Origin of the sequence: Phaeodactylibacter xiamenensis (genome assembly GCF_965229835.1) — a bacterium.
GTDB lineage: Bacteria > Bacteroidota > Bacteroidia > Chitinophagales > Saprospiraceae > Phaeodactylibacter > Phaeodactylibacter xiamenensis.
The window spans coordinates 5,876,762-5,903,497 of the sequence record NZ_OZ245931.1 but is presented as its reverse complement, the minus strand read 5'-3'; the positions used below and the strand labels follow the sequence as shown (position 1 = coordinate 5,903,497).

The following is a 26,736-nucleotide window of genomic DNA, read 5'->3' as shown; positions in this document are numbered from 1 at the left end:
CCTACTTGATGCTCAGGTGACGCAGGGTGTAGTAAAAAATAGCTCCATAGCCCAGCGCCAGCATAAAATGAAAGACCAGGAAAGTGGTATTCTGAATATAAAGCCCGCCCACTACTGCTCCGGCAAAGTACAGCGCCAGCAAACCTTCCATCACCGTGGTCCAGGTGATCTTTTTGCTAAGGTACTTATGCTTACGGAAGCTGTCGCGCATGGTTTTAATGTTGAACTTGGGCGTGCGCACAAATGGTGACTTTTTACCGCGGAACCCCTGTAGTACCGCCACGGTATTGTGCAGCGAGAGCCCCATCGACAAAGCCAGGAATAGAGGGAACAGGAAAATGAATTTAAACAGGGCTTTCCCGAACGAGTCCCTGTGCACGGGGGCCTGCACATTAGCGACATAGTAAATACCAATAACAGAAAGCAGCCCCACCAGGAAATAAGCAAAAAAGTTCTTGCTAAAGCCCAATTCAATCAGGTCGCCCAAAAGGAACAACAGCGGCACACTAGATACACCGGTGATAAACACAAACAGGAAAATGGAACTCGCCAGCAGGTGACTCGTCGCATGTATTTTCTGATTCAGGGTAAAGGTGGTGGACCGCCATACCGCAGGCAGCATTTTCTTAGCCGTTTCCGCACCGCCCTTCATCCAGCGGAATTGCTGGGACTTCAGGCTGTTCATTTCCACCGGCAGCTCCGCCGGCGAGCCAATATGCTCCAGGAAGTGGATGCGCCAGCCTTTCATTTGCGCCCGAATACTGAGGTCGAGATCTTCCGTCAGCGTGTCGGCCTCCCATCCACCAGCATGCTCGATCGTCTCCCGCCGCCAGACACCAGCCGTACCGTTGAACTGCAGCAGATAATCTCCTGACATGCGCCCCACCTGCTCTACGGTAAAGTGGACATTCAACTGCAGCGCCTGCAGGCGGGTAATCAGCGAATAATCCTGATTGATGTGTTCCCACCGGGTTTGCACCACACCTACTTCCGGATCCTGGAAATGAGGGATGGTTTGTTGCAGGAAATCTGGCCGGGGCAGAAAATCAGCGTCGAAAATGGCCACAAATTCGCCCCGAGCATACTCCATGCCATCACGTAAGGCCCCCGCCTTAAAGCCCTGCCGCTTTTCCCGGCGGATTTGCTCGATATTGAAGCCCTTCGCCCGAACGGCCTCCACTTTCTTACGCACCACCTCGATGGTCTCATCTGTGGAATCGTCCAGAATATGGATTTCAAAGCGGTCTGTAGGATAATCGAAAGCGGCCACGCTGTCGATCAGGCGCTCAATAACATACAGCTCGTTATAGATAGGCAACTGCACGGTCACGAACGGCCATTCTTCAGCAGCAGCATCAGCCAGTACCAGGGTCTCCCCCTTGTCTTCTCCGTAGCGGCTGGCCCTGGCGCGTTTTAATTCGCCGTGTTGGTTAACCGTAAGGGGTTCTTGTGCGGCAGTTTGCGGTGCGGCGCCTCCTTTTTGGTACTTCTTGTAGTGATAAAGGAGGTTGAATTGCATCACACAGTAAACCGTGATGTAAAACAGCGCAATCGTATAAATGGCTAAAACCGAATAGGCGAGTATGGATATCATGCCCGAAACTTTAAGTTCACAGTTGGTTAAATCAATTTGAAAATGGTCCAAAGGATTTTATGGCCCGCAAGGATACTCCCTTTGACGGTACCTGAAACCTTTGAGACACCGATGCGGCGACGGTATTGTACGGGTACTTCTGTGGACTTGAACTGTAGTTTTGCAGCTTTGACCTGCATCTCCACGGTCCAGCCAAAATTAGGGTCCCGCATATCCAGCTCCAGCAATCTGGCATATTTAATGGCTCGGAAAGGGCCTAAATCGGTAAATCGATAGTTGTAGATCAATCGGATGAGTGTGGTAGCCAGCCAGTTACCGAAAATCTGCTGGGGCTGCATGGACCCAGGCTCCAGGTCTCCGAGTGCCCGTGAGCCAATCACCAGATCGTAGTTTGATTCGATTATAGGCTGAACTACTTGTGGTAGTTCTTCAGGATGATCAGAGTAATCTGCATCGAGGAACACAACAATATCGGGCCGCTCTTGTTGAGGGCGGCGGGCAATATGTTCCATTCCTTTCAGGCAGGCATTGCCGTAGCCTTTTTGGGGCTGCAGCAAAACGGTAGCACCGCCGGCAGCAGCAACAGCCGCTGTATCGTCGGTACTGCCATTATTACATACAATCACTTCCCTGACCCACTCGTTGGGAATGTCTTGCAGTACTTTTCCTATAGAATCTTCCTCATTGAAAGCAGGAATGATGACGTCTATTACCGGTTTGCTCAATATTCACCCTGATTTGCGGCAAAGGTACAGCAAATATCATCAACTTAACTGTCCTCCCTGCAACATTTAATGGGTTGACACAGCCCTGGATTTCGGAATACCTGCACAAGCACAAAAAAGCACCAACATTTCTCTATTTTTGGGCCACTGTACAGAAATCATGGATTGCCCCGTTATTAGGAGGACAATCTTTAATGCATAATTTTGACCCATGAAGAACGTGCCCTACATCGTACTCGGGCTGTGCCTGAGCCTGGCTTTTTTCTCCTGCGACAACGAAGCGGATTTCCTGACTGGCGGCGAATTCGAACTGGAATTCTCTTTGGATACCCTGCGCTTTGATACCGTTTTCACGGAACTGGGCTCCGCTACGCGTTTCTTTAAGGTCTATAACCGCAGCAGCAATCCTGTGCTGATTGACGCAGTGGCTCTAACCGGTAACGAAGACGGCAAATTCCGTATGAACGTCAACGGCACCGCAGGCGACCGGGTGGAGCAGGTGGAAATCTGGGCCAATGACAGTATTTATGTCTTTGTGGAAGTGACCATCGATCCCGATGCCCCGCTCTCCATCAGCCCTTTTGTCATCGAAGACCAGGTGGTGTTTGAAACCGGCGAAAAACGCAGCAGCGTCCTCCTGGAAGCCTGGGGGCAAAACGCCAACTACTTCCCCAGCCGCTTCAACCGGGGTGTGCCAACGCTGCTCACCTGCAACAACCAAACCATCGTATGGGACGACCCTAAACCCTATGTCATTTACGGACAGATTCTGATTGACAGCTGTGCGCTGGAAGTAGCTGCCGGTACGCGGATTTATGTGCACGGCGGCATTGCTCAAAATGATCTCTTCGGCACCTTTAATGATGGCATTATCTATACCCTGGCCAATGGGCAGATTCATTTTAAAGGCACGGCGGAGGACTCCATCGTCGTGCAGGGCGACCGCCTGGAGGAAGGCTTTGCAGAAGAGCCCGGTCAGTGGCAGGGCATCATCATCGGGCGGGGCTCCAAGGGCAATACGATGAGCTATACAACGGTCAAGAATTCCATATTTGGCGTCTATGTGGATTCTGTAGGGCAGCTGACCGCCCGTAATTCCCGCTTTTACAATACCAACAGCAGCGGCATCATTGGCTTCCACAGCCGCATTGACCTTGAAAACTGCCTGGTGTACAACAACTTCGCCAATTCCGTGCAGCTGGTCAACGGGGGCGACTACAACTTCGACTACTGTACGGTAGCCAGCTACGGTGTGGACGCCTCCGCCATGTCCCTGTCCAACTTTTTCTGCTACGACAGCCCCTTCACCTGTCAGGTGCGGAACGACTACCGTATCCGGGCCAACTTCCGCAACTGTATCTTCTTCGGTACCAGCCGGGATGAGCTGCAGTTTGCAGATGTGAGCGGGGGCAGTGTGCCGCAGCTCTTTCAGGTACAATTTGAAAACTGCATCGTCAAAGTCGACCAACTGCTCGAACAGCAGGAGGGGCTGTATGCCAACTTCCTGGAATCTGATGCCTGTATCAACTGCATCAACGGGGAGCGGACAGACACCCTCTTTGCCGACCCTAATGGCGATGTTTACCTCCTGGATAGCCTGTCCATTGCGGAAGGCATGGCCCGCCCCCTGCCTGGCATTACTACCGATCTTGTAGGTAATGAACGGGACCCCGTTGCCCCGGATATTGGCTGTTTTGAGTACCAATACTAAAACCAAAATTTCAAGCCCAACCCATGTCACCATTTTTATACGGAAAGCATCATCTCACTGCCGGGCTGTCGCTCAGCATCAGCCGGCAGCATAAAACCGGGGAATTAGACCGTGCTCAGCGGGAAAAGGTAGCGGCTTCGGCTCAGATCGTCCGCAATTTTGCCAAAGGCAGGGATGCGGTCTATGGCATCAACACCGGCTTTGGCCCCCTGTGCAGCACCAAAATATCACCGGACGACACCGCACAACTACAGCACAATCTGCTCATGAGCCATAGCGTGGGCGTAGGCTCTCCCATTCCCCAACAGACGGCCAAGCTCATGCTCATCCTTAAGGTGCATGCACTGGCGCAGGGGTTTTCGGGTATTTCCCTGCCTACCCTCGATCGCATCCTCTGGCATATCGACCAGAATGTTATCCCGGTGGTGCCCAGGCAGGGCTCCGTGGGAGCTTCGGGCGACCTGGCACCGCTTTCCCACCTGTTTTTGCCGCTCATCGGTCTGGGGCAGGTGCACTACAAAGGACAGGTGGTGCCTACGCCAGAGATGCTGCAAAAAGAAGGACTTGCCCCATTGCAACTGCAGCCCAAGGAAGGCCTCGCCCTGATCAACGGTACACAGTTCATCACCGCTTTTGGAGTGGAGGTAACCGACCGCCTGCAAGCCTGCCTGAGTCAGGCGGACCTGATCGGGGGAATGATGATTGAAGGGCTGTTGGGTTCCGTTGCGCCTTTCCACCCGGAACTGCACAACATGCGCCCTTACAAAGGCAACCAACATGTGGCTGCGCGCATACGCGCATTGCTGCAAGGCTCCGAAATCCTCAACTCCCACAGCCATTGCGACCGGGTGCAGGACCCTTACTCCCTGCGCTGCATCCCTCAGGTGCATGGGGCTTCCCGCAATGCCTGGCTGCACCTCCGGGAAACCCTGGAAATTGAGCTCAACTCCGTCACAGACAATCCGATCATCGTGAATGAAGAGCTCTCGATCAGCGGGGGCAATTTCCACGGGCAACCGATGGCCCTGCCGCTGGACTATGCCTGCCTGGCAGCCTCGGAAGTTGGCAATGTTTCCGACCGGCGCTGCTATCTCTCGCTTACAGGCATAGATGGTGCCGTCCCCAAATTGCTGATGCAAGAGACCGGGACGAATTCCGGGTTTATGATCCTGCAATATACGGCGGCTGCCCTGGCGAGCGAGAACAAGAGCCTGTGCTTCCCGGCCAGTGCTGACAGTATTTCGACTTCACTGGGGCAGGAAGACCACGTAAGTATGGGCTCCATTTCCGGCCGCAAAGCCCTGCAGGTCGTAGGCAATCTGGAGCGGATACTGGGGATCGAACTCGTATGCGCAGCTCAGGCATTCGACTTCCGCCGGCCACTAAAGTCGAGCCCGCTGATGGAAAACCTGCACGCCCGGGTACGGGAAGAGATTGCATTTGCGGACAAGGACCGGGTATTCGCTACCGATCTGGATAAAGGGGCGGAGCTGGTTCGGGAGCGCGCGCTGATTGAGGTGGTGAAGCAGAGCAGTCAGGATATTGGTACTGAATTTGAGGGATTGTTTGAAAAATTTTAACGAGGCTTACCATTAATCCACAATTACTTTCCCTACTTGCAACGCGGCCCCGGACTGGCTTATTTTATACAAGTAAAAGCCTGAAGGGAGCAGGTCCGTGTCCCAAACATACTGCCCGTTTATTTCTGCCTGATGCACCAATGCACCGCTTTCATTATAAATGTCCAGGCGGGCCGATCCTGAAGGTGCCTCGCTTTCAAAAGACAAGGGCCCACGTACAGGATTGGGATAGACCCGATAGGCGTTTTGTGGCTTGGCCCATGCTGAAGCACTCACTACCTCTCCAATCGGGTTGGTTCTGACCAGCCATGTTGTTGATGTAGCGCTTGGCCCAGAGAAAGGTGTGTATTGCCCGAGCAGCAGGAATGAGGCATCTGGCAGTTGTTTGATGTCTTCAGGGTAACAATACCCCAGCAAGTCGCTGTAGATTTCTACTGTAGTTGCCTGCCCTAAAGAGTCGGTAACGATGAGCACAGGATGGTCATAGTAGAACGCAGTCAGCATAGCAAAGCCCCCTTCCATAGTACGTACCAGGGGACCAGCCCAGGTGCCTATGCCTCCCAGCTCATCATAGTACTCTTCTTCCCAAAGTATTGTTCCGGAAGTATCTATTTTCACTAACGCTGGCACAATGCTATTGTACGCTTCGTAGGAGATCCCCACCGATACCATCAGGTTGCCATCTGCCGTAATAACCATATCTTCAGGCTGCGCATTGCCGCCCATATCATAGACCTTTGACCACAACAAATCGCCCGCTGCCGAGAACTTGGTCACCATCAAATCAAAAACATATAAATGATAACGGGCCTGGCTCAGCACGTAAATATTGCCTGAATCATCGTGAACAACGGAAAGGGGAAAAAGCTGGTCCTCATCTTCACCTTCAATAAGCTTGATATCGCGCTCCCACAACAGCTCACCGTCACTTGCTATACGCCATACGCCACCGTACCAGGGGTAATTTGACGAATTCACATCTATTTTCCTCCCGCACAGTGTGTAGCCCCCCAGGGGCGAAGGGGCAATTGAAATACCAGCTTCATGGGCCCAGTGATAATCAAGGTTGCCGTAGGTCTTTATCCAGTTTAGCTCGCCGGATTTCGAATGGCTTGCAATAAAAGCATCCTTGTAATCAGTACTTATAGAAGAAGGGTGCTCCCTAAACAGTACCCCCGTAGATAGTATCTCATCGTTATGTACTATACCCCCTAATACGTTTATAGAGCTCGTATCAGAAAGGTTAAAATTATACCGCTCTATCAGTTGACCACTACCCATGTCAATGCGCCGATTAAAAAGCGACCATTTGGCGCTCAGGGTATCAACCAGCTTGCCTGATGTTAAAATAACTGCTTCTTCACTGCTGATGGGTAAGATAACGCCCGGCCCTTCCACTTCTATTCCATTGTTGTCATACTCCATCGCGTAATTGATCTGCCCGGTAAGGTTCATACAGGAAACCAGCACGCTGAAAAAGCTTAGGAAAATATGTTTCATGGTTGGTGCAATATTGAAAACATGGCAAGCGCGTGGTGCTGCGCTTGCCATGAGGTAATTTTAATTTTAAAACTTAGAGATCACTCTGGTGTAAAGCTCTCCGTCCAGAAAAAACTGAATAGCATGGTTTCCAGTGCTCCAGCCAGAGGTACTAACCGTCAGTTGCACCGTTTGACCGCCAGCCAGCGTGCCCGGTGACCATAATACAGTGGTCGTATTTTTAGCTAAATCTACATGTCGTATTTCCAGCGTCTTCCCTGTACCGCTATCACTTTGTATTTCTATTTCCACAGGGCTGAAACCACCAACCGGATTAGGCCATACTTCGATATCATAGTCACAGAGTATTCGATATCCCAATGCGGGGTCTGTATAATAGGCAGGAATGAAAAGGCTTATTTGCTTAGCATCAAAACTACATTCATTTTCAGCACTAACCAATAGCGTAAAAATATCTCCTCCTTCCAGGTTATTGAGCCGCCAGGTTTCATCAATACACCCATTGGCATCAAATGGAAGGCTGACGGTATTGCCCAATTGGTCTTCTACATTGATCACATTAAGATTACTGAAGTCGCCTGTACCACTAAAATCAAGACAAGCTGTACATTCGCTTTGCTGAGCCTCTTCAGCAACCGAAATATGGTCACAGCCCTCACACAGGTCTTGATAACAATAATACAGCTCATCTACGTAAGCATGGAATAGCCAGAAAATAGCAGCAGCGGAAGCTGTTTGACTATGAACCATAGCACCTCCCAGCGCTCCATGCACTGTATTGTGACTTGCATAATCATCATTATTCGCACGAATATACCCGGCAAAGGCGTCAATATCGCTGAACTGCGAGCAGGTCATGTCATCCACCTGGTACATACCATAGGTATTAGCCGGGATTTGGTTAATGGGCATCCCAAATTGTGTACCTCCGGCAGCGTACTGATAAGGCGTATTATAGACTTCCGAAACCATAGCCGACCCAGCCAGAAACTCATCGGGTACTGATGTATTGGGATTCCAACTGGGTAGCGGGACGTAGTCATGGTAGCCTTGTTCAAGCAGGTAACCTTCGAGCCCACGGATATAGTCCCGGTGCCAGCTTAGGAAAAGCTCTGTATCGCTATGCCAGGTAATGGAGACTGAGGGGTCGCCATAAGCAGAATGCGCAGCTACAACATCATACTTTAAGGAAGGGTGCCTCAGAGTAACATCAGGGTGATTGGGGTCATACCCGGACCACTCTTCCGATGTAAGGTAATCAATGATAAGACCGGCTAATTCTGCTCTTTCTTCAGGAAATAATTCATAGATATCTTTACGATAGCCATCACAAACACTATTCGTGTTTAATGACTGTACCACCGTTGTTGAGTAGCTGAAATAATCAGAATAATCTATAAAGGAAGGAGAACTTTGGGCACTAGCATTCGTAAAAACAAAGCTGGCCAGAATGACGGCCATTAACTGAGGCTTAAGCCATTGTGTGTGGGTGGGTGTGGGTGTGGGTGTGTGTGTGTAAACAACACTTTTACACCACTGCTGTAATGTGATTTTCATTACCTGTAGAATTTGAAAAGTTAAAGGAGATTAAGAGCGCTTACAGAGATGCTCTCAATTTATCGAGCCTAAGATAAGCAATGTTATCAGAAAACACAGCGGGAAGGTGATAAATTCTCCTGAACCAGCACACCGGGTACTTACTCAAAGTAGTGTTTCAACCAAACGCATGGAAAAATATTATATTTATCGCAGTGACTACTAACAGGCCTCAGGCAGCGGCTTCCCATCTACCGAAACCAACCGATCGAGGCGGATTTCCAGGCCAGTGCTGAGGAGCATGTACTCCACCTTGCTGCGGATGTAGAGGTCTTTGATGACAGCCTCTGTGGTTTGAACCTGGCCGGAAGCATCCCGAAATTCAATAGGGCAGGAACGCCGAAGCGTGGCACGGGCTTCCAGTTCGTCGTAAAAATCACAATTGATGGGTTGATAATTGTCCATTTTCGTCAAGTTTCGACTACTTCAATAAGCTTTTCGGAAGCTAAATTGTTGCATACCCAAAACGATAAAACTTTGATTCAAACGATATCCATACTAGGCTGCGGCTGGCTGGGGCTTCCGCTCGCTCAAACCCTGGCGCAGGCGGGCTACACCGTAAAAGGCTCCACCACCACGCCTGACAAGCTACTCACGCTCACCGAAGCTGGCATTTCCCCCTTTCTGATCAAAGCCGGCGACCAACTGGAAGGCGACAACCTGCGCGACTTCTTCCAAACCGATCTGCTTTTTGTGAATATCCCGCCCGGTGGGCGGCGCGACCCTGATGTGGAAGAAACGTACCCCCGCAAGGTCAAAGCTATTGTGGAAATGGCGATGCGGATGGAAGTGCCCGAGCTGGTTTTTGTCAGTTCCACGGGCGTGTATGGCAATGACAATACCACCCTGGACGAAAGCGCCGCCCTGAACCCTTCCACCGCCTCGGGCCGGGCCCTGGTGGTGATCGAACGGTATTTACAATTGCTGCGCGCGCCCCGGTCTACCGTTTTACGCATGGCCGGGTTGGTGGGCGGCAGCCGCAAGCCCGGCCGTTTCCTGGCAGGCAAAAAAGACATCCCCAACGGAGAAGCTCCCGTCAACCTGGTGCACCTGGACGACTGCATTGGGCTCATACAGTCGCTGATTAAGCAGGAAGCCTTTGGGCACACCCTCAACGTAGTGGCCGACGGGCATCCAACAAGAGCCGCCTTTTACACCGCTCAGGCGGAAAAAGAAGGGCTGGAGCCGCCCACCTTCAAAGGGAATAAGGAGCTGGCGTACAAAATCATCAGCAATGAGCAGGCTAAAGCGCTGTTGGCGTACACTTTCCGGCACCCGGACCCGATGAAGTTTTAGTGGATGACAATTCGCTCCGTACCTGACAACCCTTTCGTTGTCCATATCCGGAGGAAGTAGATGCCGGGCACAAGACCGGCTACGTCCATGCGCTGATCCGCTACGTTGCGGACCACTACCCCACTGCTGTTCAATAGCTCTAAATGAGCAATATCCGCTTTGCCCATCACCCTAATTTCATCCGTCGTTGGGTTGGGAGCAATGGTCCAGTCGGGCCGGGGCTCAACTTCAGCGGCAGCAGTCAGGCACTCCATTTCCGACAACCGGGCCCAAAGCTGATTGTCGAAGGAGGAAGCCGCGGCAACTACCGGGCCTGCGTTATTGCCCTGCCGCACGACGACCAGCCTTTCACTGGGGATAACATAGATTTTCTGGTCGTTTTTGCCCAATGCGGCGTACATGTCGGCTGGTGCTTCGGGTACCATTGGACCATTCAGCACCAGTTGAGTAGCCGGCAGCATAAATGAAGGCTGCCCGTTTAGCCACCACAGGTACCCGTAGCTTTGGTTAAGGTCCTGAGAAGGGGTAATCATGGCGTTGAAATAGGCCGTATCAATCATGACCGGTGTGCCGCCCCATTGCCCCTCTGCCAACATCAACAAGCCAAAGCGCGCCATATCCCGCGCCTTGCTGTAGTAGACATTGCCAAACCAGCCCCCCTTCATACCGATCGCATTGCCCAGACGCAGGCGGGTATACAGGGTGAGGTTCACTCCGGTGGCGGCTTCTACCAGTTCCTGGGTATAGCGGTAGGGGGAGTTGTGGTAGGCCCAGCGCGTGCCTGCATCCACCAGATACTGAAAGCAGGCAGGCTCGAAGCAGCTGTTGGTGGCGTCATCCTCCACGGCATCGTCCAGCCCGGTCGTCATCGTGATTTGGTTGCGGATGGTGATAAGGGCTTCCTTCTCCGGCGGGCATTCCGTCCAGCCTGCTCCCATATAGTCCGAAACCGGGTCATTGATGTCCAGATAGCCATCTTCCTGAGCCAGTCCTATGACGGCTGCCATCAGGCTTTTGCCGGCAGAGGCCCAATACCATATAGAGTCCTGCTGAAAAGTACCAAAATACCGTTCCAGCACGATTTTTCCGTCCTTGAGGATGATGAAGGCTTTCGTATCCCGGCTTTCCACGAAGGCCAGCAGGCTGTCGACTTTCTCCGGGCACCAGTTGAGGCTATCGGGTTGGAGGGTTGCCCAGTCATCGCCCTCAGCAGGTGGGAAATAGAGCGATTGAGCAAAAGCTGCATTTAGCAAGCTGAGCAGGAAAAGGGTGTAAATCAGGCGCATAGGCTTTTTTTATGGCTTAGACGCTTGGGTATGGTCAGGGTTTAAATATGAAAGGCCCGGATGTGAGATTGTGAATTCTGGCCTGATACTCCTGCATCCTATCTTTAGTCTTTGTGTCTCTTGCGTAGCAGATACGCATAGGAAATACCAAACAAGGTGTTTTGTGCCTGGCTGGCAGCTCAGTGAGACAAGGGTCAGGGCCGTATATCATCTGGATTCTGGCGCGTATCAAAGATGTCCGTAATAAAAATGAAAGGTGCTGAAACCAGGTAAATTAATTTGTAAAGCTTTGCCACAATAATGTATCGATGTCCCTGCCCCAATTCCTTCAGGTAATCTTCTTCCTGACCAAGCTCAGGATTTTGGCTTAACAAAGCAGACTTCCGGCTAATTTCCTGCTTCAGCTTTGCGAAGTGAGACCGGTTGCCTTTCTTTTTGTAGTAATCGTCAATTTGGCTAAGCCGGCGCTGAGCTGGCTTTGTGATCCTTACTTTCATAATCAGTCTCCCAACTCCGCAAGCGCATCATCTATGTCGACATGCTCCCCCTTTGCAATAGCTTGATTAGACTCCTCTGCTCGTGCTACCAGTTCTTTTTTTGTCATTGGCTTGAGCGCAGCTTCATAAGCACTTGCTTCATTGTCTTCTTTTACCCGAAGTAAGTGCTGTACGACCTCAGCGTCTTGTAGTCGTGCCAACCATTCGATAAGCTGTAATTTTTCTGCCTGTAAATTCATTCTAAGCCATTTTTCAATTATCAAAGATAACGGATTTATGAGTTAATCCGTTCACGTAGCCACTTAGCCTCAATATACAAAAGCGGGGCGGCTCTCCCCAATGGAAAACCGCCCCGCTTAAGCTTAAAAAGGAGACAAAATTACTTGCTCCACTCTTCGATAGACGCTTTGTTCATGCGCACGTAGTCGTCGTTACCTGCCTGTTCAGCCAGCTTCATCGACATTTTAGCAGCTTCGATCGCATCTGCTTTCTTACCCATATCCGCCAGGATGAGTGCCTTGCGGCGTACCTGCCAGAAACGCGGGCTGTCTACATCAGTAGCGATGGTGATCCACTCCAGCGCTTTGTCCAGGTCTTTGCCCATATCGTGGTAGTAAGAAGCCGCAGCGTAGTAATCGTTAGGCGTAGGGCCTGCCATCACGCCATCAATTGAAGCCTGTACCTGCTTCTCCGTGTGCACTTCCACAGGGATTTTGACCATGGTTTTGTCCCATGCGAAAACGATATCTGCACCGGTCATCGTGATATTGTCCACTGTGAAACGCATTTGCTCGACCATTACCGGGCTTTTCTCCGGCTTCACAGAGACTGTTGCAGCAGGGTCTTTGTCTACATAGCTGCCCCAGCTTCCAGACTCGTATGGATAAAACATCAGCATCCACTCCTTAGCCATTGGCTTGCAGAGTACTGCGTATTCGCCCGCTTCCATTTCCTGGCCACCGACTACCACGTCCTTATCAAAAGCAAATTTAGTCGCTGCGTTTGCACCGAAGCGCCAGACTTTGCCGTAAGGTACCAGGCCGTCTCCCCCGAAAACAGTACGCCCCTTCACACCCGGACGGGAATAGTTGATCTGAATATCCGTCAATCCAACCATTTGCTCGATTTCTGCCGAAGGGCTGGGAGCAGGGGTTTGGATTTGTGCATTTGCCTGCGGCACCATCAGGGCAACGAGTGCCAAAGCGAAAAGTGAGCTTAACAGTTTCTTCATTTTACTTGGTTTTATGTTTAGAATTGTCAAAATTCGTGCACGAAAGTACGACTTTCACAACAACCAGAGAACAACGCGGATACAACTTAGTTGTTCTCCCGGAGACACATTCACTTTAAACGATTCAGAACGGCTTACTACCTGCCCGCTGAATTTCAATGTACACTTTTCGCACATGAGCATGACGATCGCCATTATAGCCCATGACGGCAAAAAAGCTGAAATGGTCGCCTTCATCAAAGACCACGCCCCGCTGTTCAAACAAAAGAGCATCGACCTCATCGCTACCGGCACCACCGGCTCTCACCTCGAACGCGCCGGGCTGGAAGTGATGCGTATGGAAAGCGGCCCCATGGGCGGTGATGCACAAATTGCCAGCCGCCTGGTGGAAGGCAACGTGGATATGGTCATCTTTTTCCGGGACCCCCTTGGTAAGCACCCGCATGAGGTGGATGTCAGTATGCTGATGCGCCTTTGTGATGTCCACAATATTCCGCTGGCGACCAATCATGCAGCCGCGATGCGCTTTGTGCAGACCTTGTAATTTAAACCTTTGCAGCGCCCAGCCCGTTTTAACACAAAACCCTGGCATGCAAAGACTTATATTTGCGACACTATTATCCTCTTTACTTTTCGCTGCCTGCTCACCCGAAGAGCAAGTGCAGGCAGTGAACCCCGACGCTGCATTTCCGATGGTAGACCGGGACCTGGAAAACATACAGGAGTCTGGCGTACTTAGAGCTATTACGGTCTACAGCGAAACCAGCTATTTCCTCTACCGGGGGCAGCCGATGGGTTTTGAATACGAGCTGCTGACCAGACTGGCTGACCACTTGGGCGTACGCCTGGAAATCGTGCCCGCCCACGACCTGGACGAGCTCATCAATATGCTCAACCGGGGGGAAGGGGACCTCATTGCTCACGGGCTAACCATCACCAAACCCCGAAAGCAGTACATTGACTTCACCAGATACCTTTACCTCACCAAACAAGTGCTGGTACAACGCAAACCCGAGGACTGGCGTAACTGGAAACTCCACGAAATCGAACGGACGCTGGTTTCTGACCCTATCGAACTGATTGAAGATACGGTTTCCGTCCGGCTGGCCTCTGCTTACCACGACCGGCTGAAAAACCTGGAGCAGGAGATTGGCGGTGATATCTATATCGATACCGTATCCGGGGATTTATCTACGGGCAGGATCATCAAGAAAGTCGTGGAAGGCGAGTTGGATTACACCGTTGCCGATGACAATATTGCGGAGATCAACAGTGCCTACTATCCTATTCTGGATGTTTCCACGCCGATCAGCTTCTCGCAACGTGCCGCCTGGGCGGTGCGCAAAAATGCGCCCAACTTACTACAGACCCTCAATACCTGGGTTGAAGAAATGCGGCAGAAGACCGATTACTACGTCATTTACAATAAGTACTTTGAGAACAAGCGGGCCTTCCGAGCCCGCATTGAAAGCGAGTTCTTTAGCGAAGCGGGCGGAAAAATCAGCCGGTACGACAGCGTTGTTAAACAGTTTTCAGACTCCCTGAACTGGGACTGGCGCTTTCTAAGCGCCCTGATTTATCAGGAATCCCAGTTTAACCCATCGGCTACCTCCTGGGCCAAAGCCAAAGGATTGATGCAACTGATGCCTGCCACTGCGCGGGAGCTGGGCGTCTCAGACAGAACGAACCCTGAGGATAACCTTGAGGCGGGTACGGCCTACCTTGAGGAACTCTACAACCGCTGGAAGAGCATACCTGACAGCGTACAGCGGGTGAAGTTCGCCCTGGCCTCCTATAATTGTGGCTATCAGCATGTCGTGGACGCTCAGGATTTGGCGGAGAAGTACGGCAAAGACCCAGGCGTCTGGGATGAACAGGTCGAGGTGTTTGTCAAGCGCCTGTCCTATCCCAAGTATTACAATGACCCGGTGGTGGACTATGGCTACGTCCGGGGCATTGAGCCGGTCACCTATGTCGATCAGATTTTCGAGCGTTTTGAGCACTATCAGCAGCTGATCCCGGAAGAATCCTAGTGCTCTGTCAATGATTAAATGACGGATAAGGTGTCTGCGAATTTTTGTTCAGACCAAGAAGCCCCCGGAGCCTGATAGCCAAAGCTATCAAGGCGAGGAGGCGACGCAGAGCTGGACAAAAAGGCGCCACAGATTACCCGTTAATTTGATATTGACAGAGCACTAACGCAACAAAGTCACATCACCGTTGAGCTCTACCACTTCACCATTGGGCGTTTCCACAAAACACTGGTAGAAGTACACTTCCATAGGTGCATCCTGCCCGTTGAAGCGGCCATCCCAGCCTGTTTCCGGGTCGTCCGTTTCGAAAACAATACCGCCCCAGCGGTTGAATACCCGGAGTTCAAAGCTGGCAACCGGGCAATTGCGGAGCAGCTCAAAGGTATCGTTGGTGCCGTCTCCATTTGGTGAGAAGGCATTGGGCAAGGCATAGGCACAACCACCATCCGGCTCACAAAAGCGCACCTCAAAGCTGAAGTTGTCGCTGTACGTGCAGCCTGCTTCATCCACAGCCAGCAGCACCACACTATAAATACCATTCTCTTCGAAGGTCGCCGAGGGCATGGGCTCATCAGCGCTTCCACCCACATCCAGATTCCAGTCGTAAATGACGATACTGTCCGGTCCGGAAGCAGAAAAGGCTGCGGCATCCCCCAGACAAACCACGCTGTCTCCTTCAATGACGAGTTCCGGATTATCCAGGCAGGGGTCAACCTCTTCGCATATTTCGATTTCAAAAGAGAGGCTCCCGGTTCGGGTACAGCCATTGGCATCCACGGCAGTTAGTGCCGCCGTGAACAGCCCGGTTTCCTGAAAGACGTTTTCCGGACTAGCTGCTGTGCTGGAGGTCAGATTGGAAAAAGCCCAGTCGTAGGTGACCAAATTGGCGCCACTGGCACTAAACATCAGGGTGGAATCCAGGCATAGCGGACCGGTCACATTCAATTGCAATTCCGGGAGCCCCTCGCAGGGATCATCTCCACAATCCACCAGGTCATCCTCAATGGCAGTGGAGTAGATGCAGCCATTCACATCTGTTGCTTCCAGGAAAATTGTGCCTACGCCTGCTTCATCAAAAGTCACGGTGAAGGCGGGTTGCTCACTTGTCGCGCCGTTGTTCGCACTCCAGGAGTAAGTGACCAAATCAGCAGAAGTCTGAGCCGTGAAGGTCAGTGGCTGCTGCAAACAGTACTGGTCCGGCGCAATAATGGCAACGGGAGGCTGCCCAATGCAGGGGTTATCACTGCAATCTTGAATCTGCACCTCATTTTGCCCGATGTAAGAGCAGCCCTGCAGGCTGATAGCTTGAAAGGTTACCGTATAGTTACCGGGAGCCGGAAAGGCGTACTCCAATGCACTTAGGTTTTCAAAGGTCTGCCCGTCTACCGTCCAGGTGATCTCCAGGGGTGGGTCATTGATTAAGAATTCTGTGAGTGGAAAGACCAGGACGGAATCCACACAGGCAAAGCCTTCAAATTCCAAATCAACCAGCTCAGGCCCGCAGCCACCGCAATCGAGCACCTCGAGTGTAGCGGTAGCCGTATATTCGCAATTGAGCTCGTCCCGCACGGTGACTGTGATGGTGTACGTTCCGGATTCATTGAAGTTCACTTGCGGATTCAGCCCGCTGGTCTGCCCGATCCCGCCTAAATTCCAGGTTGCACTCACCGCCTGCCCTTCAAAATCGATACCCAACTGCGTCGGGCTGTTGGCACAAATCTCAACAGGAGCCTGTATGCTTAGGCTGAGATCATCCGGACAGGGGTCCTCTTCACAAAGCTGAATGGCCACCTCCAGCGTATCCGTGAAAGTGCCGGTGCTGGTTGTCAGTGTGAGCACAACCGTAGAATTGCCAATATCTCCGTAACTCATAGCAGGGTTATTCTCAGCTGAGATTTGCCCGTCTCCAAAATCCCAGTTGACCTCAGTGACATTCAGGCTGGTTTGATAACTCCACTGTAAGGTAGAGTCTACACAGAATACCCCGTCCACCTGAATCTCCAGACAAGCATATTCCTCTTCCTCCACCTCGGTGTACCCGGCAAAGTAGGTATAGGCATCGGCAAAACCTCTGCCATACACATAGGCCTGAAAAAGCTCAGGACTACTAAGTGTATGTTCCCCCGGGCCTAAACTAATTTTGCGGTAAACCTTGTTGGGGTCGCCAAGATAGCCCATCCACACCCCAGCAGGCAGTGGAGCGCCATCCAGCAGAATATTATCCACCTCGTCCGCATTGGCCACAATATTCACGCTATGCTGAGTGAAGGGTACATCACCGATTAAGTCATTAAACCGGTCCAGGCTCTTAAAGCGGACTTCACGGGTTTTGTAATCAGCGGGCCAAAGCCAGAGCATATTAGGGTCGCCCAGCCCCGACCCCGGTGATGAACAGCCTCCGTTCGTATTAAATTGGGCTACAGCTATCGGGCGGCTGGCAGAAATGACCCGCCCGCTCAGATAGGATTCATCATAAACTGTGTAGTACTCGCCCTGATTGAGCATAGCTACCTGATTGCAGTCCACAAACACCTCTGTATTATCTTCGGAAGCAAGGACCCGGATGACTTGTACGCCCTGGTTTTGAAACGGAGTATGATAGTACAGCGTCCCCCATTTGTCTACCGGTACAGCCTGATCATACACGTGGCTGTCAGCCGGTTGCCCGCAATCAATGATGTCTGCCTGTTTGGCACCGGAAAAGACCGCTATTGGCTGACCAGAGACACTTTGCACTCTGCTACCAGTCAGGTCTCCCACCGCCTGCACCTGATAGATCTGCCCGGCATTGAGCGTAATCGTGAAGGGCACACCGGGTGGGCGGAGCCCCAGGGTTAGGACAGCGGGGATAATTTCGACCTCCGTTCCATCTTCAGTGCTGAGCACCACAAATGAGGAGGGATCATTGCCTACATCATCGGCATAACAGATGGGAAAATACTCGGTGCCCAATTCCGGTTCCGGCAGCAGGTGCGTGGCTTCTGAAAAGTAGGCCCGGTAGTGTACGCCCGTAGCCCGTACTGGCACATCTGAGACAATACGAATACCGGTATTGCCCGTGATATCCGAGCCCTGAATGTAGTAGAGGGCAGGCGGCAGTTCCACTTCTTCGGTTCCTCCCGCGCTAACTGAAAAAGGGATGGAAAAGCCCGTTGCCGGAATTTGTATTTCGCCGGTAGCGTCCTGATCTGCATGCAAAACGACGGCGAAGACAGGGTCATCGTTGAAGATCAGGTCAAGGTTCTCCATGTAAGCCAGCCAGAACGTGGTACCGGTACTGGTTTGGGCTGCGAGAGAATAAATAGTCAGTGCAAGAACTGAGTATAGTACGAGCAGTTGTTTCATAAGTCGGGTCAATCTTGGTGGCAATAATCCAACGGTAAATAGCTGGTTTAGGTGCAAAAAACCTAACATGGCGCTTAAAAATAGCAGGATATGGCAAGATTACGGCAATTCGGTCAAAAGCCTTATTTTGATTCCAAAATTGCCCCTATGCCTCAGCCCGCACCGGAAAGGATCACCATCCGCCACCTGATCAACGACTTGCTCCTTATTGCCAACCTGGAGAAAGGCTTTGGCTACACCGTTAAGCAATTGTTCCGGTGACCAACTTTTTAATACTCATCGCGTTTTTTGGGTATTGGGTTTACCAATCTATTTTCTCATAAAAATCCAGGTATGAAATCAGCACTCGTTTTTTGCGGTGCAAACACAGGCAACCACCCGCTTTACGCAGAGACCGCCCGGGAGGTGGGGCAACAGCTGGCACAGCGCGACATCCGCCTGATTTACGGTGCGGGCAAAGTTGGCCTTATGGGCGAAGTTGCAGAAGGTGCTTTGCAGGCCGGCGGTGAGGTCATTGGCGTTATCCCCTTCTTTTTGCGCAAAGCAGAAGTCTGCCATGAGGGGCTCAGCCATTTGTACGTTGTTGACAGCATGCACGAGCGTAAGATCAAAATGGCACAATTGTCAGATGCGGTCATCGTCTTGCCAGGCGGCTACGGCACCATGGATGAGGTATTTGAAATGCTCACCCTCGCGCAGGTCGGACAGGGGCAGCACCCGGTTTGTTTCCTCAATGTCAATGGCTACTTCGATTTGCTCCTGAAGCAACTGGACCACATGGAGGCAGAGGGCTTTCTAAAACCGGTGCACCGGAAGCTGACTATGACGGCCTCGAGCCTGCCGGAGTTGTTTGAAAAACTCGAGCAATACGAAGCCCCGCCCAAAGAAGGCAAATGGATAAAGCTTTAGTACCCGGGGCCCGGTAAAGCATCAGTTTCTACAAATGCCTGACGCTCAAAATTGAATAAGGCCGGGAAATACTGTATTTTTGCGGCAAAATAGCAGCGGAAGTTACTTCCCTGCGTGCATTTATTTTCACTTTAAAAACCAATTCTTTAATGCAATCAGTAGATCAAAAGCTGAAATACAAAGTTAAGGATATCAACCTGGCGGACTGGGGCCGTAAGGAGATTGAACTGGCGGAAGCAGAAATGCCGGGCCTGATCGCCCTGCGCGAAAAGTACGGCGAATCCAAGCCACTCAAAGGCGCTCGTATTGCGGGCTGCCTTCACATGACGATTCAGACGGCCGTGCTAATCGAAACATTGGTCGAGCTGGGTGCAGATGTCACCTGGTCTTCCTGCAATATTTTCTCCACTCAAGACCACGCTGCTGCTGCTATTGCGGCTGCCGGCATTCCGGTATACGCCTGGAAAGGCCAAACGGATGAAGAGTTCTGGTGGTGCATTGAGCAGACACTGTTTGCATTTGAAGACGGGCAGCCCCTGAATATGATCCTCGACGATGGTGGCGACCTGACCAACACCGTTCTGGACAAGCATCCTGAGTTGATTCAAGGCGTTCAGGGCCTGAGCGAAGAAACCACTACCGGCGTACACCGCCTGTATGAGCGTATGCGCAAAGGTACCCTGCCTATGCCGGCGATCAATGTCAACGACTCCGTAACGAAGTCCAAGTTTGACAACAAGTACGGCTGTAAGGAATCTGCAGTGGATGCGATCCGCCGTGCCACCGACGTGATGATGGCGGGCAAAGTAGCTGCTGTTGCCGGTTACGGTGATGTGGGCAAAGGTACCGCCGCCTCTCTCCGTGGCGCTGGCTGCCGGGTGATCGTTAGCGAAATCGACCCGATCTGTGCCCTGCAGGCGGCTATGGACGGCTTCGAAGTGAAGCGCATGGAGAATGCCATTCCGCGTGCCGATATCATTGTGACGGCAACAGGCAACAAAGACATCATCAGCGAGAAGCACTTCAAGATGATGAAGGACAAGGCCATCGTTTGTAATATCGGCCACTTTGATAACGAGATTGATGTTGCCTACCTCAACCGCGAGCACGGCCACACCAAGACCGAGATCAAGCCACAAGTAGACAAGTACACCATCGACGGTAAGGATATCATCCTGCTGGCAGAAGGCCGCCTGGTCAACCTGGGCTGCGCTACCGGCCACCCTTCATTCGTGATGTCCAACTCCTTCACCAATCAGGTACTGGCCCAAATCGAGCTGTGGACCAACGGCGATCAGTACGGAAACGAAGTGTACACCCTGCCTAAGCACCTCGACGAGGAGGTAGCCCGCCTGCACCTGGAAAAAATTGGTGCGGAGCTGGAAACCCTGCGCGAAGACCAGGCAGAGTATATTGGCGTGCAAGTGGAAGGCCCATACAAGCCGGAATACTACCGCTACTAAACCGATATCGCCAAGGGGCTTTACCCAAAGTTAATATCATAAAGCGCGCCGTTTCGGGGAATAACCCGGAGCGGCGCTTTATTTTTGCCCCGGACTAACCACACTAACCTATGCAATCCGTTTTTCAGACTTATCTCCAACTGGGTTTTAGCCATATTTCTGACCTTGAAGGCTATGACCACATCCTGTTTATCGTAGCCCTTTGTGCCATTTACCAGCTCCGGGAATGGAAAAGTGTGGCCCTGCTGGCTACGGCATTCACCATTGGGCATGCCATCACCCTGGCCCTTGCGGTACTGGGGGTTATACCGGTCAATGCCGCCTGGATAGAATTCCTGATTCCGGTAACCATCGCGCTGACGGCCATCTACAACGTTGTTGCCCACCGCAAAGCCGGCAGCAACCGGGTGTGGGACCGGACTATGAAAGTGAATTACGGTTTTGCCGCCCTCTTTGGGCTCATCCACGGCATGGGCTTTTCCAATTTTTTGCGGTCCAGCCTGATGCCCGGGCAGGAAGATCAGCTCGTGACCCAGCTACTGGCTTTTAATATAGGCGTTGAACTGGGCCAGCTGGCGATTGTGGCGGTGGTACTGATGCTTTCCGCTGTAGCCCTGCAACTCATGCGGGTCCGGCAACGGGAGTGGAACCTCTTCATTTCCGGAGGCGCCTTTGGTTTGGCGCTGGTCATGGCGCTGGAGCGGGTGGGCGCGGTGCTTTAAGACTAAGATCGGCCCCTTACGCTTATTCCAAAACCGTTCCAAACATAGCCTAAGACTTGTGCAGAGCCTCCACTACCCGCTCCGCCAACTGGTGTTTGGTGCTCTGGGAAAGCTGCACCCGCCTCAGGGGTGCATTCCACGCATCAGCGAGCGCTGCCCATACATGGTAGTTCCCGGCCGGGTCCTTCTCACAATAGGCCCCCAGTGGCATCTGACAGCCCCCGTCGAGCAGATTTAAAATCTTACGCTCAATATTGGTCAGCTCAGCAGTTTCCTTTTCGTGTATGTGTTTGAGCAGGCGGCGGGTGGGCTTATCCTCCTCCCGGGTTTGCCAGGCCAGTACGCCCTGTGCAGGCGCTGGAATGAATTCCTTAGGGTTGAACTTCAGGATTTCCAGGTCTTCTGCTTCAATTTTAAGGCGGGTCATGCCGGCAGCAGCCAGTAGAATGGCGTCAAACTGCCCTTCCCGCAGCTTGTTGAGCCGGGTGGGAACGTTACCGCGGATGTCTTTGATCTCCACATCGGGCCGGAAATCCAAAATCTGCGCCTTGCGCCGGGCAGAGGAAGTACCGACCACTGCTTTCTCCGGCAGCCATAAGTCCTGAGCTTTATCCAGCTTTTCCTTGCGGATGACCAGCCAGTCTGCCGGGTTTTCCCGGTAAGAAACGGCTGTGATGCAGAGGCCTTCCGGCGAGTTGGTCGGGAGGTCCTTCATGGAGTGTACTGCCACGTCAATTTCATTGCGCAACAGCGCGTCCTCAATCTCCTTGGTGAAGAAGCCTTTGCCCTCCATTTTATCAAAGCTCAGGTGCTGAATGCGGTCGCCCTGCGTCTTTATGATGATCAGCTCAGATTCAATGCCTGCTTCTGAGAGGCGGTCTTGTGTATGGTGGGCCTGCCAAAGGGCCAGCTTACTGCCCCGGGTGCCTATTCGTATCTTATCGCTCAAGGTGTCTTGTGTTTTCTGCTTTTTGAAAGCCCCAAAGGTAAGCATTTTCACCCTTCCTGCCCACCGGCTGGCGTTTCACAAGCTCAGCCTTCCACTATTTACGCCTTCTCTGTCACAAATACTTGCAGTCCTTTCACTTTCCATTTGGGCTTCCGGGTACTTTTACAATACAGAATGACCCGAATAAGCTATGCACAAAGTACTCATACTCTTAGGCATAATTACATTTTCTGTTCCCATTTTGGGACAACAGAGCAATTGTTATATTGATGCAGAAGCCCCTGTTTACTACACACCGGGCTCATTTGATACGCCTCCCAGCCCCGGCGACACCATCTTTATTGCAAGCGACCGTACGAAAGCGCTGATCTTTAAGGATATTGAAGGCAGCTTTGAGCATCCCATTGTTGTCATCAACAACGGCGGGCAGGTGCAAATCAACACGACTTACGGCAGCGCTATTGATTTCCGGGACTGCAAGCATATTAAGCTTAGCGGACGGGGTACTGCTACAGACCACTATGGTTTCAAGCTGATCGCCTCCAACTGCGGTGTTGCATTTTCGGGACTGTCTTCCAATTGTGAGATCGAATTTGTGGAAATTGACCACGATGGCTTCTTTGGCATCATGGCAAAAAAGGACTTTGGCGGCAATCCTCCCTACCCAATCCCCGTTTTTGAGCACCTGGTGATCCATGATAACCTTATAAAAAATGTCACAGAGGGGATGTATATCGGCGAGACCAAATCGCCAGGCATGGAGTTTAAGCACCTTCGGATATTCAACAATATCACACAGAACACTGGCCGGGAAGGTATTCAGATCGCTAATGCCGTAGAGGATGTGGCGGTTTACAACAACTTCATCTGGAATGCTGGTGTAGACCACAAAAAATACCATGGCAAAAGCCTGCAGATCGGGGACAACAGCGTAGGGCGCTTTTACAATAACGTAATGATTGGAGCCTATGAGCACAGCTTCATTGCCCTGGGTTCCGGTGACATTGAGATCACCAACAACTACTGCGCGGACAGCGAAGGTGGCTACATTGACAACCGGACAATCTCCACTGAAGAAGCACCCATCCTTCTTGAAGGCAACTATTTCTACAATATGCAGCTCGATTATGTGATCCGTAACCTTAACGAGATCAACTCTATCGAGCTCACAGACAACCAATGGTACGGCGGTGCCTCCACCGTGTTCTACAGGAACAATTCCGGAGCCTCTGCCAATTCCACGGAGACAGGCACGACTCAGGCGCCATTTACGGTCATTAGCAACCCGAACTTGTCTGTCCCCTACCCTCAGTTCCCGGCTCCGTATCAAAACATGGGCCCTCAGCCTGGCCTTTCCTTCACGATGAATTACCTGCCTAAGCTGGACCTCCCTGAAGAGTATATGGCAGACTGGAATAAAGCCGATACACTTGAGCTAAACGCTTACACCGCAGATGGCGATGGTATTCAGTACGACCTTTCCGGACTCCCTGCGTTCATACAGGTACAGGTATTAGTCAATGGCAGCACCCGCCTGCTTTCCAACCCTACACCGGCCGACAAAGGCGTTTACCCTATCAAGGTGGTGCTTTCTGATAACTCACATGGCGATAAAACCCGCCTCGCGTTTGAGTATATCGTACGCAACCCCAACAACACCGCGCCCCGGATTGACTTCAGTGGCAATATTCAGTTGCTCACATTAACTCAGGACCGGATTGACGTGCCCATTACCGATGCGGAGGGCGATGAGATTATCGTTTCGGTCCTCAACATTCCGGCATTTATGGTCCTTGACGAGCATAACGGCCAGCATTATCTGGCAACCGATGTGCGCTACCGGCACGCAGGGAGTATCCACACGATCAAAATCATAGCGGATGACCAATTTGGCGGCGTAGATTCTGTGGAGGTAGATATTCACGTTTTCCACAAGCAAATCGCTACCGGCACTCCGGTTATTCGGGTGAACTGTGGTGGGCCTGAACTTATAGACTTCGATTTAACCTGGGAAGACGGGTATCATCAAATCACGCCATTTGAGATTACCACCACCCACCGTACAGGCAGCCACGGCTGGTCTGGCACCAATACCACCGGTGCACCGGATAACCTGTTTGGCCCGTTTGCCACACAAGGCTTCTCAGGCGATCAAATGTACTGGTCTATGCCGGTGGACGAGGGCACCTACGAGGTAAACCTGTTCTTCGCAGAACGCTCGCACGACATTAATGATGAAGGCCCCATTGTCTTCGATATGCTTTTGAACGGCAACCTGGCACTCGATAATTTCAGTATTTACGCTGAAGCTGGGCTCGCTGCCTTAAAGAAAACCTTCACTGTTTCTATCTTACAAGGTGAAACGATTGACCTTGAGTTCATCGGTATTCAAAACAAGCCTAAGATCAACGGGATAGAGATCGTTTATCTTTCCGGTGGCAATCAGGCTCCGGTTCTCCCACCACTTAGCAATCTCGATATCTGCACAGGGCTTGGGCAACAGCTGAGCATTCAGGCAACTGACCCGGACGCGGAGTCTGTCAAGTACCTGGTTTCCGGGCTGCCTTCCTACGCAACGGCTACCTATCATGCGGATTCAGTGGTGATCGATTTTGCGCCGGCACCTGAGCATGCCGGAGAGGCGCACCTGATTACCCTATTTGCAATTGATGCCCGCAACACAGCAGCAGAAGGCGAACTTTTTGCCATCATCATCGACTGCAATGGCAATGCGCTGATCGAAGCTGGCCGGGACGAAGCCGTTGCTCAGCAGGATCGGGAGCGCACGGCTTCTACGCCCCGCAGCAACTTTGCGGTCCCTGCTTCTGCCACTGCAGGCGTTCAGGCTTATCCTAACCCGGCAGCAGGATGGCTCGCCGTTAACGTGGACAGCCCGGCGGAAGGAAACTACGCCATCGAGCTGATCGATGTGCAGGGCCGGGTATACAGCATTGCCCACACCAAAACAGAAGGTGGCCGGCATAAAATCACGATTACCCTTGACCGGGGCAACCTGCCAGCAGGCTTCTACTCCCTGCGTGCCGTATCTGACGAAGGCTGGGCATCTGCACCACAGGCTTTGATTTTGCAGTAGTAGTAAAGTAGTAAAAGAAAGATTCCCCTTAAATACAAGAGCGATATGGAAAGCCTCCATATCGCTCATTCTTTTGGCAGGCCTTACCTGAAGCTACCCCTGTGTTTCCGGAAAATCGAAATCTACACCACCCTCCGGGTCATCGGTTTTGGAGTGGCGTCCACTTTCTTAGGAGGAGCATAGCTGCGCCCCAGGAAGAGCATACGGGTCCAGCCCCAGCGGTCCAGAATTTTTTCAGCCAGGATCGGCGCAAACATACCTACTGCCAGAGAAAACAAAAAGATAGGGATGTCCTGAGAGATGCCCATACTCTTCAATACAATACGCCCGGCAGCCGTGCCAAAGGAGTGGAATAAGTAGATGGAGTAGGCAAAGCTGCCAAAGTAGATCAGCCAATCTATCTTCCACCTGAGGCGGAAAAACAGTATCGTGCCCGTCACACCGATCAGCAGTCCCATACCGCTTTTCTTATCCAGGTTGTACTGAATGATGTCGAACCATCCCAATTGCTGAATGGCCAGCCCAGCGATAAAGACTACGGCCAACGCGCGGTTGAGCCATACATTGCCAAAGAACCCCTTAAAACGCTGTATGCCTACCCCAATCATGAAGAAAGGGAACAGGTATATCCCGCCTTTATAGCTCAGATAATTGGGGGACGCTTCCGGGATCACCATATCCCTTACCAACAGCAAAGCAAAGGCTACTGCTGTCCAGATTGCCCAATGCCCAAACTTGCCCAACTGCTTAAACGCATCCAGCAGGCCTACCGCCAGAAATACCCAGAAAAGCGAGGGCAAATACCAGTAGAGCGTGTAGGGGAACACGTATATTTTCCAGATTTCAGCGAGGTTCCCGGTTTTATTGGTGCCCGGTACGATGTACTGTAACAGAAAGTAAGCCGTGCCCACAAAAACCATGGGGTACAAAATCCGCCTTACTTTTTTTGTGGTAAAGGCTTTGTATTTTTCCAGGGAGACCGGGCGCAGTGCGTATACCCAGCCGGAAATCACCGTGAACAAGGGCATCCTCAGGTACTCGAACGTAAAGTAAAGGTGCCTCCAGCCTGAATCATCGGCTACTTTCATGCCCCCATCGGAGCCGGAACCGATCACATGCCCCATTACCACCAGAATGATTGCGAAACCGCGAAGGGTTTCTACGGAGTAGTCTTTTTTTGTGCTCACTTTGTTTAATGTTTTGTG

At 51.8% G+C, this 26,736-nt stretch carries 22 protein-coding genes; 10 read left to right on the top strand and 12 right to left on the bottom strand.

The window, feature by feature from the left end; translation table 11 throughout:
* Position 1: 1 nt before the first annotated feature.
* Complete coding sequence (locus tag ACO08I_RS22400) at positions 2-1,594, bottom strand: cellulose synthase family protein (protein WP_421947166.1); 1,593 nt, start codon at positions 1,592-1,594, stop codon at positions 2-4.
* A gap of 26 nt (positions 1,595-1,620) precedes the next feature.
* The gene (locus ACO08I_RS22395) at positions 1,621-2,319 is read right to left on the bottom strand and encodes a glycosyltransferase family 2 protein (RefSeq protein ID WP_282779456.1); all 699 of its coding nucleotides are present in this window, start codon (positions 2,317-2,319) and stop codon (positions 1,621-1,623) included.
* Between the two features lie 211 nt (positions 2,320-2,530).
* On the opposite strand from ACO08I_RS22395, the gene ACO08I_RS22390 reads away from it, so the two are divergent.
* Positions 2,531-4,030 carry a right-handed parallel beta-helix repeat-containing protein gene (locus ACO08I_RS22390; protein WP_044216111.1) on the top strand — a complete coding sequence of 500 codons (1,500 nt, stop codon included), beginning with the start codon at positions 2,531-2,533 and terminating at the stop codon, positions 4,028-4,030.
* A gap of 23 nt (positions 4,031-4,053) precedes the next feature.
* The gene (gene hutH, locus ACO08I_RS22385; RefSeq protein WP_421947165.1) at positions 4,054-5,610 is read left to right on the top strand and encodes a histidine ammonia-lyase; all 1,557 of its coding nucleotides are present in this window, start codon (positions 4,054-4,056) and stop codon (positions 5,608-5,610) included.
* A gap of 12 nt (positions 5,611-5,622) precedes the next feature.
* Here the strand turns inward: hutH and ACO08I_RS22380 are convergent, their stop codons facing one another.
* The 3 genes from ACO08I_RS22380 to ACO08I_RS22370 all read right to left on the bottom strand — a co-directional run bounded on the left by ACO08I_RS22380 (position 5,623) and on the right by ACO08I_RS22370 (position 9,111).
* Positions 5,623-7,110 carry a T9SS type A sorting domain-containing protein gene (locus ACO08I_RS22380; RefSeq protein ID WP_282778915.1) on the bottom strand — a complete coding sequence of 496 codons (1,488 nt, stop codon included), beginning with the start codon at positions 7,108-7,110 and terminating at the stop codon, positions 5,623-5,625.
* Between the two features lie 66 nt (positions 7,111-7,176).
* The gene (locus ACO08I_RS22375; protein WP_282778916.1) at positions 7,177-8,667 is read right to left on the bottom strand and encodes a tyrosinase family protein; all 1,491 of its coding nucleotides are present in this window, start codon (positions 8,665-8,667) and stop codon (positions 7,177-7,179) included.
* A 201-nt stretch (positions 8,668-8,868) separates the two neighbouring features.
* On the bottom strand, positions 8,869-9,111 hold the full coding sequence (locus ACO08I_RS22370; protein ID WP_282778917.1) for a hypothetical protein: 243 nt from the start codon (positions 9,109-9,111) through the stop codon (positions 8,869-8,871).
* A gap of 72 nt (positions 9,112-9,183) precedes the next feature.
* Between ACO08I_RS22370 and ACO08I_RS22365 the strand changes: the two genes are divergently transcribed.
* On the top strand, positions 9,184-10,002 hold the full coding sequence (locus tag ACO08I_RS22365) for an SDR family oxidoreductase (RefSeq protein WP_282778919.1): 819 nt from the start codon (positions 9,184-9,186) through the stop codon (positions 10,000-10,002).
* Here the strand turns inward: ACO08I_RS22365 and ACO08I_RS22360 are convergent.
* The 4 genes from ACO08I_RS22360 to ACO08I_RS22345 form a co-directional block, all read right to left on the bottom strand.
* Positions 9,999-11,288, bottom strand: coding sequence for a serine hydrolase (locus ACO08I_RS22360; protein ID WP_421947164.1), 1,290 nt, complete (start codon positions 11,286-11,288; stop codon positions 9,999-10,001). The genes ACO08I_RS22365 and ACO08I_RS22360 overlap by 4 nt on opposite strands.
* 194 nt (positions 11,289-11,482) lie before the next feature.
* A complete protein-coding gene (locus tag ACO08I_RS22355) occupies positions 11,483-11,785 on the bottom strand; it encodes a type II toxin-antitoxin system RelE/ParE family toxin (RefSeq protein WP_421947163.1) in 303 nt (100 codons plus the stop codon).
* Between the two features lie 2 nt (positions 11,786-11,787).
* Positions 11,788-12,024, bottom strand: coding sequence for a hypothetical protein (locus ACO08I_RS22350; protein ID WP_044216120.1), 237 nt, complete (start codon positions 12,022-12,024; stop codon positions 11,788-11,790).
* A 140-nt stretch (positions 12,025-12,164) separates the two neighbouring features.
* The gene (locus ACO08I_RS22345) at positions 12,165-13,016 is read right to left on the bottom strand and encodes a DUF2911 domain-containing protein (RefSeq protein WP_421947162.1); all 852 of its coding nucleotides are present in this window, start codon (positions 13,014-13,016) and stop codon (positions 12,165-12,167) included.
* A 181-nt stretch (positions 13,017-13,197) separates the two neighbouring features.
* Between ACO08I_RS22345 and ACO08I_RS22340 the strand changes: the two genes are divergently transcribed.
* Positions 13,198-13,560, top strand: coding sequence for a methylglyoxal synthase (locus tag ACO08I_RS22340; RefSeq protein WP_345894631.1), 363 nt, complete (start codon positions 13,198-13,200; stop codon positions 13,558-13,560).
* 46 nt (positions 13,561-13,606) lie between these two features.
* Complete coding sequence (locus ACO08I_RS22335) at positions 13,607-15,049, top strand: transglycosylase SLT domain-containing protein (RefSeq protein WP_421947161.1); 1,443 nt, start codon at positions 13,607-13,609, stop codon at positions 15,047-15,049.
* A 162-nt stretch (positions 15,050-15,211) separates the two neighbouring features.
* Here the strand turns inward: ACO08I_RS22335 and ACO08I_RS22330 are convergent, their stop codons facing one another.
* A complete protein-coding gene (locus tag ACO08I_RS22330; RefSeq protein WP_421947160.1) occupies positions 15,212-18,394 on the bottom strand; it encodes a PKD domain-containing protein in 3,183 nt (1,060 codons plus the stop codon).
* A gap of 90 nt (positions 18,395-18,484) precedes the next feature.
* Here ACO08I_RS22330 and ACO08I_RS22325 point away from each other — a divergent pair, with 90 nt between their 5' ends.
* From ACO08I_RS22325 to ACO08I_RS22310, 4 genes are all read left to right on the top strand, one after another.
* On the top strand, positions 18,485-18,655 hold the full coding sequence (locus ACO08I_RS22325) for a hypothetical protein (RefSeq protein ID WP_282778932.1): 171 nt from the start codon (positions 18,485-18,487) through the stop codon (positions 18,653-18,655).
* Between the two features lie 72 nt (positions 18,656-18,727).
* Entirely contained in the window at positions 18,728-19,303 is a 576-nt protein-coding gene (locus tag ACO08I_RS22320) for a TIGR00730 family Rossman fold protein (protein ID WP_282778934.1), read from the top strand.
* 149 nt (positions 19,304-19,452) lie between these two features.
* A complete protein-coding gene (gene ahcY / locus ACO08I_RS22315) occupies positions 19,453-20,766 on the top strand; it encodes an adenosylhomocysteinase (RefSeq protein WP_282778936.1) in 1,314 nt (437 codons plus the stop codon).
* A gap of 110 nt (positions 20,767-20,876) precedes the next feature.
* Positions 20,877-21,488: a HupE/UreJ family protein gene (locus ACO08I_RS22310; protein WP_421947159.1), complete on the top strand. Its 612-nt coding sequence runs from the start codon at positions 20,877-20,879 to the stop codon at positions 21,486-21,488.
* Positions 21,489-21,537: 49 nt separating this feature from the next.
* Here ACO08I_RS22310 and hemC read toward each other — a convergent pair whose 3' ends face one another.
* Positions 21,538-22,437: a hydroxymethylbilane synthase gene (hemC, locus tag ACO08I_RS22305; RefSeq protein ID WP_282778941.1), complete on the bottom strand. Its 900-nt coding sequence runs from the start codon at positions 22,435-22,437 to the stop codon at positions 21,538-21,540.
* Positions 22,438-22,627: 190 nt separating this feature from the next.
* Between hemC and ACO08I_RS22300 the strand changes: the two genes are divergently transcribed.
* Positions 22,628-25,531, top strand: a complete 2,904-nt coding sequence (locus ACO08I_RS22300; RefSeq protein WP_421947158.1) for a malectin domain-containing carbohydrate-binding protein — start codon at positions 22,628-22,630, stop codon at positions 25,529-25,531.
* Positions 25,532-25,653: 122 nt separating this feature from the next.
* On the opposite strand, the gene ACO08I_RS22295 is transcribed toward ACO08I_RS22300, so the two are convergent.
* Entirely contained in the window at positions 25,654-26,718 is a 1,065-nt protein-coding gene (locus ACO08I_RS22295; RefSeq protein ID WP_421947157.1) for an acyltransferase family protein, read from the bottom strand.
* Positions 26,719-26,736: the final 18 nt, after the last annotated feature.

Excerpts from the sequence above, each read along its gene's own strand:
- ACO08I_RS22355 (WP_421947163.1), bottom strand. The coding sequence starts at position 11,785 with ATGAAAGTAAGGATCACAAAGCCAGCTCAGCGCCGGCTTAGCCAAATT.
- ACO08I_RS22300 (WP_421947158.1), top strand. The coding sequence starts at position 22,628 with ATGCACAAAGTACTCATACTCTTAGGCATAATTACATTTTCTGTTCCC.
- ACO08I_RS22345 (WP_421947162.1), bottom strand. The coding sequence starts at position 13,016 with ATGAAGAAACTGTTAAGCTCACTTTTCGCTTTGGCACTCGTTGCCCTG.
- ACO08I_RS22390 (WP_044216111.1), top strand. The coding sequence starts at position 2,531 with ATGAAGAACGTGCCCTACATCGTACTCGGGCTGTGCCTGAGCCTGGCT.
- ahcY (WP_282778936.1), top strand. The coding sequence starts at position 19,453 with ATGCAATCAGTAGATCAAAAGCTGAAATACAAAGTTAAGGATATCAAC.
- ACO08I_RS22340 (WP_345894631.1), top strand. The coding sequence starts at position 13,198 with ATGACGATCGCCATTATAGCCCATGACGGCAAAAAAGCTGAAATGGTC.
- ACO08I_RS22310 (WP_421947159.1), top strand. The coding sequence starts at position 20,877 with ATGCAATCCGTTTTTCAGACTTATCTCCAACTGGGTTTTAGCCATATT.
- ACO08I_RS22320 (WP_282778934.1), top strand. The coding sequence starts at position 18,728 with ATGAAATCAGCACTCGTTTTTTGCGGTGCAAACACAGGCAACCACCCG.
- ACO08I_RS22350 (WP_044216120.1), bottom strand. The coding sequence starts at position 12,024 with ATGAATTTACAGGCAGAAAAATTACAGCTTATCGAATGGTTGGCACGA.
- ACO08I_RS22330 (WP_421947160.1), bottom strand. The coding sequence starts at position 18,394 with ATGAAACAACTGCTCGTACTATACTCAGTTCTTGCACTGACTATTTAT.
- ACO08I_RS22380 (WP_282778915.1), bottom strand. The coding sequence starts at position 7,110 with ATGAAACATATTTTCCTAAGCTTTTTCAGCGTGCTGGTTTCCTGTATG.
- ACO08I_RS22400 (WP_421947166.1), bottom strand. The coding sequence starts at position 1,594 with ATGATATCCATACTCGCCTATTCGGTTTTAGCCATTTATACGATTGCG.
- ACO08I_RS22335 (WP_421947161.1), top strand. The coding sequence starts at position 13,607 with ATGCAAAGACTTATATTTGCGACACTATTATCCTCTTTACTTTTCGCT.
- ACO08I_RS22360 (WP_421947164.1), bottom strand. The coding sequence starts at position 11,288 with ATGCGCCTGATTTACACCCTTTTCCTGCTCAGCTTGCTAAATGCAGCT.
- ACO08I_RS22325 (WP_282778932.1), top strand. The coding sequence starts at position 18,485 with ATGGCAAGATTACGGCAATTCGGTCAAAAGCCTTATTTTGATTCCAAA.
- ACO08I_RS22370 (WP_282778917.1), bottom strand. The coding sequence starts at position 9,111 with ATGGACAATTATCAACCCATCAATTGTGATTTTTACGACGAACTGGAA.
- hutH (WP_421947165.1), top strand. The coding sequence starts at position 4,054 with ATGTCACCATTTTTATACGGAAAGCATCATCTCACTGCCGGGCTGTCG.
- ACO08I_RS22375 (WP_282778916.1), bottom strand. The coding sequence starts at position 8,667 with ATGAAAATCACATTACAGCAGTGGTGTAAAAGTGTTGTTTACACACAC.